This window comes from Halomonas sp. S3-1-1, assembly GCF_023757625.1.
In the GTDB taxonomy this organism is placed as follows: Bacteria; Pseudomonadota; Gammaproteobacteria; order Pseudomonadales; family Halomonadaceae; genus Vreelandella.
This window is the reverse complement of sequence record NZ_JALGBZ010000001.1, coordinates 940,062-953,646: the sequence shown is the minus strand read 5'-3', so window position 1 is coordinate 953,646 and position 13,585 is coordinate 940,062. Positions and strand designations below refer to the sequence as shown.

Genomic DNA, 13,585 nt, shown 5'->3' with positions numbered 1-13,585 from the left:
CGCACGATCGACTCATGGTAGTCAAACGAGCGTTTTGACACTATTCATCCAAGGTATCACGTCAGCCGGCAAGCGGCGCTCAAGGCGCGCGGTGGGAGCGGTGAAGCTCGACGGTTTCGACATCGTCAAAGTAGGTGACGTGCGCCTCGTCCGCCGCTGGCGGGCCGACCACCGGCTCCGCCACGTCAACCTCCGGCAGCACCTGAGAGAGATCCTCCAAGTGCTCGTGCTCCAGCGCCCCCTGGACCAGTTCTTCGGTGATGACGAGCTCGGCGCCGGCGCTGGACATCGGGGTCGTGGCGGTGAACGGCGCCACCGGCAGCGGCGCCGGGCGCACGCTGCGCCGCCAGCCAAAGAACAGCAAAAAGAACAGGCTCATCGCGCCGAAGGCCCAAAAAAGCCCGGTATCGCCCACCGCCGTCATCACCGGCGAGATCAGAAGCGGGCTGATAGTGGCGCCAATGGAGTTGATCAGCAAAAGGCCCTGGCTCATGCGCACCAGAGCGCCCGCCGGGGCGCGGTCAGCGGCGTGGCTCACCGCCACCGGGTAGAAGGCGAACACGCCGCCGCCGAGCAGAAACAGCAATACCGCCAGCAAGGGAGTAGAAAGTGGCAGCCACAGCATCGCCCCGGAAATGACGATACAAAACGCGCTAATCCCGATCAGCACCATTTGGCGGTCGTGACGATCCGACCAGCGCCCGATCGGGTACTGAAGCAGCATCGCGCCGAGAATCACCACCGCCATCATCTGCCCGACCTGGCTCACGCTCATGCCAATGCGCTGCAAATAAAGCGGCAGCAACGAGTAGGCCGCGGCCACCACCATGCCCGAGCCCAAACTTCCCATTACTCCGGTCGGGGTCATAGTGATCAGCCGGTGCGGCGGCAAGGGCTCGGCGTGCTCGATCAAGGGCGATACGCGTGGAATCATCGCCATGGGCAGCACGGAGAGCGACGCTAAAAGACCAATCACCATGAAGGGGGCGGAGTCGCCCATGGCGTTGGTCACGCCGAGCAGCAGCTGGCCCACCACGCCGGCGGCGTAAAGTGAGATCATGTAGAGCGCGAGCAGCCGGCCGCGCACCTTTTGATCGCCGGCGGTCAACAGCCAGCTCTCGATGACCAGATACACCCCGACCGTGGCCCAGCCGCCGATAAGGCGCAGCGCGAACCAGGCCCAGGGGTCGAAGAAGAGCCCTTGCAGCAACACCGTGACCGCCACCAGCGAGGCGAAGCTGCCGTAGGCGCGAATGTGGCCGATGCGCAGCAGCAGGCGGTCGTTGAACATGGCGCCAAAGGCGAGCCCGATGAAGTAGGCCGACGAGACGATACCGATCAGCGTGGCGGATTCGCCCGCCGCGTCCAGGCGCAGGGTGATCAGCGTGGCCAGAAAGCCGTTGCCGATGCCCAGAATGAAAAGTCCTAAAAGCGGCGCAAGCGCCATAGCCAACAGTTGCCGCGACATGCCCACCTCACCCTGCCCTGTTCAAAAGCGCTGAAACCCATCGGCCCCTTCGCTGCCGACCGTCGCTTGCTTTAACAACCGATCGGTAAAAATCGATTGGAAAACACAGTCTGGCAGGAAAAAGGGCGCGCAATTATTACGTGCAAGGCCCTAAAGTCAACGCTTTTTATCGCTTGAACTTATTCCCTGGATACGCGCCGCGACGCACCACGCTGGTGCAGGCGTCATTTTGCATGCCCGGCGAAGGCGGCCAGGGTAAGATAGGGCTTTCAAAACGGATCGAAGGAAGGTGGCATGCTCTCAGGCCTGGACCATTTGGTAGTCACGGTGACCGACATGGGGCGCGCGGTGGATTACTACTCCCGCGTGCTGGGACTCGACGTGCGCTACCGCGACGCCCAGCGGGTCGATTTGATGCTGGGCGACACCGCGCTCAGACTGCACGAGACCGACACCGACATCGCGCCGATCTCCGCCACCCCTACCCCCGGCAGCCTGGATCTATGCCTGCGCTGTCAGCTGCCGCTTGCCGAGTTCATGGATCACCTGGCCGCGCTTTCCGTCGAGATCGAGCTTGGCCCGGTGGAGCGCCAGGGTGCCAATGGCGCCATCGAGTCGGTCTATCTGCGCGACCCGGACGGCAATCTGCTGGAAATCTGCCGCCCGCTCGGGCGCTGAATCGCTGCTGACGTAATGATAAGCCCCGCCCGGCACGCTATCATGGGCGGCCCGGGCGCCCGCGAGGCGGACATCTTTGAGTGAAGGGAGCGCGCATGCGCCACAACGCGAAGGAAGAGCCCATCGAGGGCGAAGTCGTCAACGAGCGCGTTCATGATGAGCCGCGCGAGCCGGCCCCCAAGGCCGATACCACCGTCGCGCTGGTCGTCTACGCGCTCTATCTGGCCAACTTTTTCACCGGCTTTACCGTGATCGTCGGCGTTATCGTTTCCTACGTCTATCACGGCAACGGCCCGCACTGGCTCGATGAGCACTACCGCTACCAGATCCGCACCTTCTGGATCGGGCTTTTGTATCTAAGCGTGGCCTCGCTGCTCACTCTGGTGCTGATCGGCTTTCCGCTGCTGCTGGCGGTCGCGGTGTGGTTCATCGTGCGCTGCGTGAAAGGGTTCAAGGGCATTCAGGAAAAGCGCCCGCCGAATGACGTCAACGGGTGGCTGTTGTAGACAATGAGTGACACGACCTCTTCTCGCCTGCAGGCGCTGCAGGCGCGCACCATCAATGGGCTGTGGCGGCGCTTGTCGCGCTGGTCGCTCGCCTCGCTCTGGCGCGGGGCGCGGCTTTTAGGCCCGGCGGTTTACGGGCTCAGCAAGCGCGAGCGCCGGGTCACCCACACCAATCTGGCCGTGGTCTACCCGGACATGCCGACCCGCGAGCGCAAGGCGCTGGCCCGCCAAAGCCTTTGCCACTCGGCGGCCACCATGCTGGAGCTGGGCCACGCCTGGCTTGCCCCGCCCGACACGGTAGAGGCGCACATTCTCGAGGTACACGGGCGCGAAAAGCTCGACAGCGCCCGTTCTGAGGGGCGCGGTGTGATCGTGCTCGCCCCCCACTTCGGCAACTGGGAAGTACTCAACTTTTGGCTGTCGAGCCACTTTCCCTTCACCGCCATGTACGAGCCGCCCAAGATCGGGGAGCTCGAGCCGATCATCCGCCACGGCCGCGAGCGCATGGGGGCGAGCCTCGTGCCGACCAACCCGCGCGGCGTGGCTGCGCTTTTGAAAGCGCTCAAGCGCTCCGAGGCGATCGGCATTTTGCCGGACCAGGAGCCGAGCTGGGGCAGCGGCGTGTTCGCGCCGTTTTTCGGGCGCAGCGCCTATACCGCCACACTCTTGCCCAAGCTCGTCGCCCGCACCCAGGCGCGGGTGGTGACCGGCGTGGCGCTGCGTCTGCCGGGCAAAGGCTTTGCGATTCACTTTCTCGACGCCGACGAGCGCGTTTATAGCGAGGAGGACGTGGTGTCGGCCACCGGCGTCAACGCCAGTGTCGAGGCCTCGATTGCACTTGCCCCGGCGCAGTATCAGTGGGAGTACAAGCGCTACCGCAAGGTCGTCGAGGAGACCCAGGGCGTCGCCAACGTCAAGGGCTACCGCCTTTACTGAGCCGTTCCGCTCGCCGCCTCCGCGGTATCAGGCGTGGCACCTTCGCCGAAATCCTCCTGCAGCCAGTGGCGCAGCTCGCTCATGCGGGACGCGCGTTCGGCGTTGTCGAGCGCCGGTAGCGCCCCGTCGACGAAGCCGCGCTCGCGAAAGGCGTTCAAAAGCTTGGGGTCGCGGCTAAACACATGAACCGGCACAGCAGCACTTGCGTTCTCGCCGGTGATCAAGGGCGCGGCCTGATGATCGCCCATCACGATCAGAAGCCCCGTTTCATCCAGCGCGCGCTCGGCAAAACCCGCCACGCTTGCCACCGAGTAGTTCACCGACCAGCCGTAGTGATCGCGAATGCGCTCCAGGTCCTGCCATAGCACCTCGGGCGGGTCGGCGGCGTTTTCCCAAGGGCCATAGATCGAGCCGTCGCCGATCATCGCCCAGTTCTCGAGCACCGGCAAAATCGGCGTCCAGGGCGCGTGGCTCGAGATCAGCGTGATCTGGGCGAACAGCGGCGCCCGGTCGAGCTGGCGCCGCGCCACGTAGTCCAGCGTGAACTGATCCGGCATGGTCACCCAGTTCAGCGCCGGGCCCTGATAGGGCATATTGCGCGCGGTGCGAATCTCCTGAAAGCCGTAGGCGATCCCCTCAGGCCAGGCCAGCGTAATGCCCGGCATGACCGTCAGCGAGCGCTGGCCGGTGGCGTGGAAGTCGTCGACCAAACTCGCGTGGGGGCTTTCGAGCATCAGCCGGTACCAGAGCTGGTTGTCGATCCAGCGCCCGCTGAGCACGCTGGCGTGGGCAAGCCAGGACTGCCCGCCGCGTATCGGCGCCTCCAATAGCCCCGAGACCACGCCGATCCCCCGCGCCTCGAGGCGTGTCTCCATCTCATCGAGGGTCGATCGAATCAGCTCGGCGTAGCGCGGCTCGATCAGCGCGCTCACCCCGTAGGACTCGATGAAGGTCAGCAGCACGTTGCGCCCGGCAAGCCCGGGCAGCGCCTGGGCCTCGAGCGGGCGCTGCTCGAGCTCGGCCTCGAACGCCAGCCGCGCCTGGTGGGTCGCCCGTACCTGCTCGATTTGAAAGCGCGTGGTGTCGATGAGCGGCAGCGCCGCACGCTCGACGACTCGCAGCCCCCGGTAGTGGAGCCCGCAAAGCACCAGCGCTAGCGCCGCGAGCGCGGCCGCCGCCTTCCCCGGCCGTCGCTCGAGCGAGAGCGCACGCTGGGGCACAAGCAGCGCGTAGATCGAAAGCAGCACGCCCGCGAGTGACAGCGCGCCCAGCGCCATGATCAGAGTGCCGGCGAGTTGGCCAACGTTGCCAGAGAGCAGATGATAGATCGAGCGCACGAGCGGCACGTCGAGATACAGATTCAGCGCGCGGCCGAAAGCGGCGTGGGTGGCGGCATCGCCCAAGTTGGCAGTGCTGGCCAGCCCCACCCACACAATGACCAGCGCCGCCAGCAGCCGACGCCAACCGCGAGCGGGAATCAGCGCCAACGCGGGGGCGAGCATCCACACCTCGAGCGCGACCAGCGGCATCCCCAGGTGTTCAAAGCGCCACCAAAGCGGCGCGACCAGCACGATATTCAGGGCAATGGCGGCGATTAGAACGCGAAGCATGGCATCATCAACGGCATGAGAAAAAACCCTGTAGGCGGGGCGAAGAGTTCCCTTTATAGTGAACGCGTGGCGCACGAACTTTCGTTAAACGCTCACGCATCGCTATAGTGGTTTGAACGTTGGACAAGGGCGGTCGAGCTTGCCCGGGAACATAACGATAGTCAAAACGCCGGCTGCCATCATAGTGATAAAAATAGTGATAAAAACCGATTCCGGTGCCAGGTAATTGATTACCCATGGCCTTTGAAGGAAGGGACCCCGTTTATGAAAGGTCGTATTGGCACACAGTGGCTTATCGCGCTTGGCCTGGCGAACGCCTCGATCTCCCAAGCAAACGACACCTTTTTCGATGACGTCATCGAGCGCGCCAAAACGCTGGCCGAAGCCCCGTACATGCCCCCCGACACCCCGCTTTCAAGCGCTCTCGAGAACCTGGACTACGATACCTACCGCCAGATTCGCTTCGATCCCGAACGCGCCTACTGGCGCGACGACAGCCCGTTTTCGCTGCAGCTCTTTCACAGCGGTTTTCTGTTCAAGGAACCCATTACCCTGAACGTCATCGACGATGGCCAGAGCGAACCGCTGCCTTTTGAACGCGACGATTTCCGCTACGAGGGCGAGGCCCAAACACTTTCCAGCGAAGACCTGGCCGATAGCGGCCACGCTGGCTTTCGCCTGCACTACCCGATCAACGGCTCCGACTACCGCGACGAAGTCGCCGCGTTTTTGGGTGCGAGCTACTTTCGCCTGGTCGGGCGCGACCAGGTGTACGGCCTTTCCGCCCGGGGGCTCGCCATCGATACCGCCTCGAGCAAGCCCGAAGAGTTTCCCCGGTTTAGCGAGTTCTGGTTTTTCAAACCCCGGGAGGGCGATCAGACGCTCACCTTTCTGGCGCTGCTCAATAGCCCCTCGATCAGCGGCGCCTACCGCTTCACGCTCACACCGGGCGAGCAGACCAACCTCGAGGTCGAAGCCGAGCTCTTTGCCCGCGAGGATATCGGCAAGCTCGGCGTCGCGCCGCTGACCAGCATGTTCACCTTCGGTGATGTCACCGCTAATCGGCCGGACGATTTCCGCCCCCAAGTGCACGACTCCGACGGGCTTTTGATGCACACCGGCCAAAACGAGTGGATCTGGCGCCCGCTCTCGAATCCGGACGACACGCGCCTGTCGCTTTTCAGCGACGACGACCCGGCCGGGTTTGGCCTGATGCAGCGCGAGCGTGATTTCAACCGCTACCTGGACATGGAAGCGCGTTACCATCGCCGCCCAAGCCAGTGGGTCGAACCGCTGGCGAACTGGGGCCCGGGCCATGTCGAGCTCGTCGAACTGCCTACACCGGACGAGACCCACGACAACATCGTCGCCTACTGGGTCTTCGATGACCCGCTCGAGGCCGGCGAGTCGCTTGCGCTTCACTACCGCACCTTCACCCTGAACGACACGCCCGAGGCCAATCAACTGGCGCACGTCTTTCGTACTCGTCAGGGCCAGGCGGGGCTCGCCAGCGACCCGGCCTCGAAAGAGCAGCGTCAATTCATCGTGGATTTCGAAGGCGCCGCGCTTCAAGGCCTAAACGACGACGCCCCGGTGACGCTTTTCATCGATGCGGGTGACGTCGAGGCGCGCGAAGCCCACGTGCTCGCACTGCCGGAAAACCGCTGGCGCGCGAGCTTTCGCGTTCCGGCCAACGCGATGAGCGACATCCGCCTGCGGCTCGAGCTGAACGGCGAGCCGATCAGCGAAACCTGGAACTACGTATGGACTCCTGATGACTGAACAGCCGACCACCGCCGTCGCCATTCCCGGGCTTTTCTGGCGCCGCGCCTTCTATACGCTGGCCGTGCTCACCACCAGCGTGGTGGGGCTGGTGGCGATGTACCACGTCGTCGAGGATCTGGCGCTGGGGTGGCAAATCGCTTTGCTGGCGCTATTCGCGCTCACCTTTAGCTGGATCGCCATGGCCTTTTGGGGCGCGGTGTGCGGGTTCGTGCTCTGCGCGCTGCGCCTGGACCCGCTGTCGCTGCGCCGCCAGCGGCCGACCCCGCCCAGCGCCTACCGGCTTTTGAGCAAGACCGCGCTGGTCATGCCGATCTACGCCGAGCCGCCGGTGTCGACCATCGCCGGGCTCGAGGCGACCTGCCGTTCGTTGTTGAGCCAAGCCCGCAGCGAAGGCGGCGGCGAGCTCGCCATCGGCGAGCACTTCGACGTGTTCATCCTAAGCGACACCCAAACTCTCACCCAGGCCCGCGAAGAGGCGGCCCACGTGGCGGCGCTACAGCAGCGTCTGGCCGGCCAGATCAACGTCTACTACCGCCGCCGCGAGAAAAACGAGGGGCGCAAGGCGGGCAACATTGCCGAGTTCTGCCGGCGCTGGGGCCGGCGCTACGACTTCATGGTGGTGCTCGATGCCGACAGCCTCATGAGCGGCGCCACGCTCTTGCACATGGTGCATCGCATGCAGCGCGAGCCCCGCGTGGGTTTAATCCAGACCGTGCCGATCCCGGTAGGCCAGCGCACGCTGTTCGGCCGCTGCCTTCAGTACGCCTCGGCGCTTTACAGCCCCATGCTCGCCGCCGGGCAAAGCTTTTGGCAAGGCGATGCGGCCAACTACTGGGGCCACAACGCCATCATTCGCACCCGCGCGTTCATGGCCCACGCCGGGCTCCCTGCCCTGCCCGGCAAGGCGCCGCTTGGCGGCGAGCTTCTAAGCCACGACTTCGTCGAAGCTGCCCTGTTGAAACGCGGCGGCTGGCAGGTGCTGCTGGATACCTCCGCCACCACGGCGGTATCGCGACAGGCGCCGCATACCGGCGCCTCGCACAACAGCTTCGAGGCAATGCCGAGTAACTTTCTCGATTTCGCCAAGCGCGACCGGCGCTGGCTGCAGGGCAACCTGCAGCACCTGCGCCTGCTCTCTGGCGCCGGGTTTCACCCCATTAGCCGGCTGCACTTTCTGTTTGGCGCCTTTGCTTATCTCTCATCGATCGTGTGGCTAGGGCTTTTGGTCTGCACGAGTTTGCTGGTTGGCGTGCAGGCCCTCGCGCCGCCTCAAAACTCCGAGCTCCCCCCGCTACTGTCGTTCGGGCTTTTGTGGATCACCCTGTTAATGCTGCTCGCGCCAAAACTTCTGGGCTATCTGCTGACATTGGCGCAGTGCCCACGCGCCTTCGGCGGACGTTTCAAACTGACGCTTAGCGTGCTGTTCGAGCTCGCCTTCGCCGCGCTCATCGCGCCCTTGATGATGGCCTGGCACAGCCTGTTCATCGTCAACGTGCTGCTTGGCCGCTCGGTCGAGTGGCAAACCCAGCACCGCGGCGAGCGCTCGCTTGCCTGGCGCGAAGCCTGGCGCCACACCTACTGGATGACGGTGTGCGGCGTACTTTGGGCCGGCGCCATGGCGGCGTGCTCGCTGCACGCCTTTTTCTGGCTGACACCGGCCTGGGCGGGACTCGTGCTGGCCACGCCCATCGTCAAATACTCCAGTAGCGGTACTTGGGGCGGCGTAGTCAGCCACCGGCTGGGGCTTCTGAAAACGCCCAGCATTAGCTACCGCCCCACGCTTCTGGACGACTTCGCCGCCCTCGGCGCCCGAGGCGATACGCCCGGCCACGCCCCGCTCGAAGGCGTCATCGCTCCGCTTCCCGGCGAGCTGGTAGGCGACATGCCGTGTCAGTCGTTTCGATGTTTCGACAACCGCCCTGCCAGCGCCTCGGCCCGTGAGCCCCACTGATGCGCCTTGCGCTCGGTCAACGGCTTAGAAGCAGTGGCGGCTTGGCGCGCTCGCTGATCATCTACTGGCGCCCCGGGCGGCAAAAAGGGCTCAAACGGCTTTATCATCCGTTCATCGTACCCGGCGAGGTCGCTTTCGATATCGGCGCCCACTTGGGCGATCGCAGCGCCGCGTTTCAGGCACTCGGCGCCAGGGTCGTAGCACTCGAGCCGCAGCCGGCGCTGGCGCGCTGGTTTCGCCGTATCATCAAACACGACGACATCACGCTGCTGCCGGTAGCGGCGGGCGTGGAGTCGGGTCACGCCGAGATCGCGATCAGTAGCGCCAACCCGACCCTTTCGACCCTCGCCCACGACTGGCGCGGGCGCATCGGCACGGAGAACCCGGCGTTCAAGCACATTGCCTGGGAGCGCACGCTGCGCGTCGAGGTGACCACGGTGGACCGGCTCATCGAGCGTTTCGGCATGCCCTGCTTCATCAAGATCGACGTAGAAGGATTCGAGGCCGACGTGCTCAAGGGCCTGAGCCACGCCGTAGCGGCGCTGTCAGTGGAGTTCGTCGCCGGCGTGTTGCACGTAAGCCACGCTTGTATCGAGGAGCTCACCCGGCTCGGCGATTACCGCTTCAACGCCATTGCCGGCGAGCAGCGCGCCTTTCGCTTTGCCACGTGGCAAACCCCGGGTGCCATTCGGCGCTGGCTCGACGACGGCGCCGACGGGCTCGCCTCCGGCGATCTTTACGCCTGCCGCATCGACCATCCGCTGGTGGCCAACCACGTCTGACTCTGACAAGGAATTGCATGATCTACCACTGGCAAGCGCTGAGCGCGCCCCAACTCAAAGCGGTGGCTGCCGACGATGCGGTCGCGGTGCTCACCCTAGGCGCCATCGAGCAGCACGGCACACACCTGCCGCTCGCCACCGACCTGATCATCGGTGAGGGGCTTCAACGTGCGGCGCTGGACGCGCTCGACCCCACCATCGACGCGGTGTGTCTACCGCCGCTTGCCGTCGGCGCAAGCGATGAGCACGCAAGCTTCGCCGGCACGCTGAGCCTTCCGCCTTCGCTTGCCATCGCCACGCTCGAGGCGCTGGGCGAAAGCGTGTGGCGGGCGGGGTTCAAGAAGATGGTGTGGATCAATAGCCACGGCGGTAACAAGGCGGTGATGGATTTGGCCGCGCTCACGCTACGAAAGCGCTTTGACATGCGCGTGGTAAAAGCGACCTACACCCGCCTGCCAACGCTCGAGGGCGCCATCGACGCCGACGAGCTGCGCTTTGGGCTGCACGGCGGGCTGTTGGAAACCGCCATGATGCTGCACTTGGCCCCAAAGCTGGTCGACCTGCAGGGCTACCGGCCTGCGGAGCCTGCGCGCCCGCAAACCCCAAACCACCTGGTCGCCCCCGAAGGCGCGGCGGCGTTTGCCTGGCTGGGCGAAGATTTGAGTACTCAGGGCGTGGCGGGCAACGCATCGAATGCCGAGGCCGCGCTTGGCAAGCGTCTGGTCGAACACTACGGCGCAACGCTTGCCCGGGTGATCGAGGAAACCGCGGCGCTCCCCCCTTTCGAGCCGGCTCAGGGCAATTCTTGAGTCTTTCTCACCCTTAAAAGCCAGCGCGGGCGCCGAGCGCTCGCGCTGACAACGGCTTAATGGCCGCGGCTTTCCAGCACTTCATCCAGTAGGTGGCCCGCGCGGTTGGCCTTGGCGCTCAGGTAGCGGTGGTTTTGATCCGTGACGCTGCCGTAAAGCGCCTGACGCGAGGCGACTTCGACGCCGCCGGCTTCCAGCGCCTGCATCTTGAGCGGGTTGTTGGTGAGTAGCTGCACCTTGTCGATGGCAAGCGCCCGCAGCATATCCACCGCTACCGCGTACTGCCGCTCATCGTCGCCAAAGCCGAGCACCTGGTCGGCATCGACGGTGTCGAGCCCGCCGTCCTGCAAGGTGTAGGCGCGAAGCTTGTTGGCAAGACCGATCCCCCGCCCTTCCTGAGCCAGATACAACAGCACCCCGCCGCCCATCGCCTGAATGTCCGCCACCGCGTTTCTCAGCTGCTCACCGCAGTCGCACCGCAGGCTAGCGAACAGATCACCGGTCAAGCAGGCCGAGTGCATGCGAAGCGGTACCGGGCCTTCCATGCGTTCGGGTTCGCCGATCACCACCGCCACGTGCTCGCGCAGCCCGTCCGGCTCGCGAAACAGCACGAAGCGGCTCTCGACCGCCTCCTCCAGCGGAATGCGCGCTTCGCTGACGCGCTTGAGCATCCCCGGCGCCCCGGCCAGACACTTGGCGGCCTCGTCGGCGTCGATCTCCAAAAGCTCGGCCTTCGCGAGCTTTTGGTCGACCGCCGCTGCCTGGGCGTCGCTGATCTCGGCGCAGAGCGCGGCGGGAATGAGCAGCGCCCGGCGCATCAGCGTCAGGGCGGCGCGCTCGCCGCTGCCGGCGGGCTTGAGCCCGGTGAGCAGCGTCGACGATGAACTCGTCTCGCCCTTGGCCACCGCCAGCCGGTGCAGGTCGCTTTCGCTGATCTGCTCGTGAAGCGGCAGGCTCGCCGCCTCGGCCTTGAGCGACATGCCCATGGCCTCGAGCCGGTGGCGTGTCAGCACCATCGAGGGCCGTGACCCCGACAGACTCGCCAGCGTATCGACCGAGTCGCTGCCTTCCAGCGCTTGCACCAGCAGGCGCTGATCGCCGGTTTTCAGAATGACGGGAAGCCCGCGGCGAATGTCGAAAATAGCGCGTTCAATGTGATACATGTAGGCCTCCTGGTTGCCTGGTCGAGCGAGCAAGGGTCGCTGCTTGCGCAGGGCGTGTGCCCCTGGCATGATTCCACGTTGTTCTCTTCATGGAGGCGTCATGCCCCACTCCAACGGTGTTGTAGGTTCTGACGGTGCCGGTTCCGGCGGCGAGCACGGGTCGATCGAGGGTGAAACCGCCTGGCGCTGGCTGCTCGACCGGCGCGCCGGCATTTTGAACGGCCCGCTTCGCGTCGACGGCGAAGGTCACTGGCAGTGCGATGACACCGCGGGCCTGACCATCGAGGCGCGCTCGATGCTGGAATGCCTGGCGCCGCTGGCGGTGCGCAAGCGCTGGACGCTGGCGCAGCTGGGTCAGAGCCTTGACGGGCGTATCGCCACCGAAAGCGGCCACTCCCACTACATCAACGGCTTCGAGAGCCTGGTGCACCTGCACCGGCTCAGAGCGCTGGCGGACGCCGTGGTGGTCGGCGCGGGCACCGCGGTGGCGGATGACCCTCAGCTCACCGTGCGTCACGTCGAGGGGAGCCACCCGGTGCGCGTGGTGCTCGACCCGCGCGGGCGCGCGCCCGCTACGCTCGGCGTGCTGCAAAGTAGCGAGCCGCCCACGCTGCACGTGACCGGCCCCGGCGTCGAGACGTTGGAAAGTCGCGCTACGCAGTGCGTGCTGGCCCTCGATGACGCCGGCCAGTTCGCCCCCGCTGATGTCGTTGCGCTGCTTCACGAGCGCGGCTACCAACGTATTCTGGTAGAAGGCGGCGGCATCACGATTTCGAAATTCATTGAGGCCGGCGCCATCGACGCGCTGCACCTGATGGTGGCCCCGCTTTTGATCGGCTCCGGCCGGCCGGGGCTCAAAATGACGCCGATCGATACGCTGGAGAGCGCGCTGCGCCCCCGGATGCGCACCTTCCGCTGCGGTGACGATACGCTGTTCGATGTTTGTCTGAACGCCGCCACCGTTTGACGGGGTTGCCCGGCCGCGACGGCTTAGGGCGACCCAGATGCCCGGCACGCTAGAAAGCATCACCAGTACTCCGTAAGCGAGCGAAATGGCCACGCCCTGGGAGGACGGCAGCCCGACGAACATCCAGATCGTGGCCGCCGCCCCCTCACGCAGTCCCCAGCCGGCGATCGACAGCGGAATCAGCATGGCCAGCAGCAGCACCGGCGCTAGCGCCAGAATGCTCAAGGCGCTTTGCTCGACCCCGATGGCGCGGGCCGCACAGACCATGACCAGGCCGTAGCTAATAACAATGGCAAGGGATGAAGATAACTGCCAGTACCAAACGCTGCGCCCTAAAAGGCTTCGGCGCAGATCGCGCCCAAACGCGCTACACCAAGCCGGCAACGCCTGGCGGCGAGAGAGCCCCACCCCGAGTGCCACCAGCCCCATACCGACAAGTGTCAGGCACGCCACCAGCGCCACGATGCTAGTCACTCCCAGCGAGCGGTGCCAAAGCGGCGACGTACAAAGCGCCAGCACCATCAAAAGCGCTACCGCGGCCTGGCCCGAGGCGCGCTCGAGCACTACCGCGCGCCAGGCGCTTGCACGGCTAGCGGATTGCGTGGCGTGACGGTGGGCGCGGCCGGCATCGCCCAGCACGCCGCCGGGCAGCAGCTGGTTGACCAGCAGCGCCAGATAGTACTCGGCGAGCGCGTAGCGGTAGCGAAGCGGCACCTCCAGGCGCGCGGCGGTGAGCCGCCAGCGCCAGGCGCTCAGCATCACCTGCGCCACGCTGATGAGCAGCGCCAGCCCCGCCCAGCCCGGCGAAAAGCGCGTGACCTCGCGCATGATATCGCCGGGGTTGACCCACAGCGCCACCGCGCCCAGCAGCGCAAGGCTCACCAGTGCCCGCTGCACCCAGGCGGTCTTGAGCCAGGCGAGCGCGCGCAT

The 13,585-nt window shown here is 65.4% G+C and carries 11 protein-coding genes and 1 pseudogene; 8 read left to right on the top strand and 4 right to left on the bottom strand.

Features of this window, described 5'->3' with window-relative positions; translation table 11 throughout:
- Window positions 1–79 precede the first annotated feature (79 nt).
- On the bottom strand, window positions 80–1,468 hold the full coding sequence (locus MQW23_RS04545; RefSeq protein ID WP_252106622.1) for an MFS transporter: 1,389 nt from the start codon (window positions 1,466–1,468) through the stop codon (window positions 80–82).
- A gap of 294 nt (window positions 1,469–1,762) precedes the next feature.
- On the opposite strand from MQW23_RS04545, the gene MQW23_RS04540 reads away from it, so the two are divergent.
- The 3 genes from MQW23_RS04540 (at window position 1,763) to MQW23_RS04530 (ending at window position 3,588) form a co-directional block, all read left to right on the top strand.
- On the top strand, window positions 1,763–2,146 hold the full coding sequence (locus MQW23_RS04540) for a VOC family protein (protein ID WP_252106621.1): 384 nt from the start codon (window positions 1,763–1,765) through the stop codon (window positions 2,144–2,146).
- 95 nt (window positions 2,147–2,241) lie between these two features.
- A complete protein-coding gene (locus MQW23_RS04535; RefSeq protein ID WP_252106620.1) occupies window positions 2,242–2,652 on the top strand; it encodes a DUF4870 family protein in 411 nt (136 codons plus the stop codon).
- A gap of 3 nt (window positions 2,653–2,655) precedes the next feature.
- Complete coding sequence (locus MQW23_RS04530; protein WP_252106619.1) at window positions 2,656–3,588, top strand: lysophospholipid acyltransferase family protein; 933 nt, start codon at window positions 2,656–2,658, stop codon at window positions 3,586–3,588.
- On the opposite strand, the gene MQW23_RS04525 is transcribed toward MQW23_RS04530, so the two are convergent.
- On the bottom strand, window positions 3,582–5,198 hold the full coding sequence (locus MQW23_RS04525) for an alkaline phosphatase family protein (protein ID WP_252106618.1): 1,617 nt from the start codon (window positions 5,196–5,198) through the stop codon (window positions 3,582–3,584). The genes MQW23_RS04530 and MQW23_RS04525 overlap by 7 nt on opposite strands.
- 264 nt (window positions 5,199–5,462) lie before the next feature.
- On the opposite strand from MQW23_RS04525, the gene MQW23_RS04520 reads away from it, so the two are divergent.
- Genes MQW23_RS04520 through MQW23_RS04505 form a run of 4 tightly spaced genes read left to right on the top strand, consistent with a single transcriptional unit; the run spans window position 5,463 to window position 10,525 of the window.
- Entirely contained in the window at window positions 5,463–6,980 is a 1,518-nt protein-coding gene (locus MQW23_RS04520) for an OpgD/OpgG family glucan biosynthesis protein (RefSeq protein ID WP_252106617.1), read from the top strand.
- Window positions 6,973–8,934 carry a glucans biosynthesis glucosyltransferase MdoH gene (mdoH, locus tag MQW23_RS04515; protein ID WP_252106616.1) on the top strand — a complete coding sequence of 654 codons (1,962 nt, stop codon included), beginning with the start codon at window positions 6,973–6,975 and terminating at the stop codon, window positions 8,932–8,934. Before MQW23_RS04520 ends, mdoH begins: the two co-directional genes overlap by 8 nt.
- Window positions 8,934–9,716, top strand: coding sequence for an FkbM family methyltransferase (locus MQW23_RS04510; RefSeq protein ID WP_252106615.1), 783 nt, complete (start codon window positions 8,934–8,936; stop codon window positions 9,714–9,716). Before mdoH ends, MQW23_RS04510 begins: the two co-directional genes overlap by 1 nt.
- Window positions 9,717–9,733: 17 nt before the next feature.
- Entirely contained in the window at window positions 9,734–10,525 is a 792-nt protein-coding gene (locus MQW23_RS04505) for a creatininase family protein (protein ID WP_252106614.1), read from the top strand.
- A gap of 56 nt (window positions 10,526–10,581) precedes the next feature.
- Here MQW23_RS04505 and ribA read toward each other — a convergent pair whose 3' ends face one another.
- Complete coding sequence (ribA, locus tag MQW23_RS04500) at window positions 10,582–11,688, bottom strand: GTP cyclohydrolase II RibA (protein ID WP_252106613.1); 1,107 nt, start codon at window positions 11,686–11,688, stop codon at window positions 10,582–10,584.
- 67 nt (window positions 11,689–11,755) lie between these two features.
- Here ribA and MQW23_RS04495 point away from each other — a divergent pair, with 67 nt between their 5' ends.
- On the top strand, window positions 11,756–12,655 hold the full coding sequence (locus MQW23_RS04495; protein WP_319022797.1) for a RibD family protein: 900 nt from the start codon (window positions 11,756–11,758) through the stop codon (window positions 12,653–12,655).
- 75 nt (window positions 12,656–12,730) lie between these two features.
- On the opposite strand, the pseudogene MQW23_RS04490 reads toward MQW23_RS04495, so the two are convergent.
- Window positions 12,731–13,585 (bottom strand): annotated as a pseudogene (locus tag MQW23_RS04490) (lysylphosphatidylglycerol synthase transmembrane domain-containing protein); the annotation flags it as partial.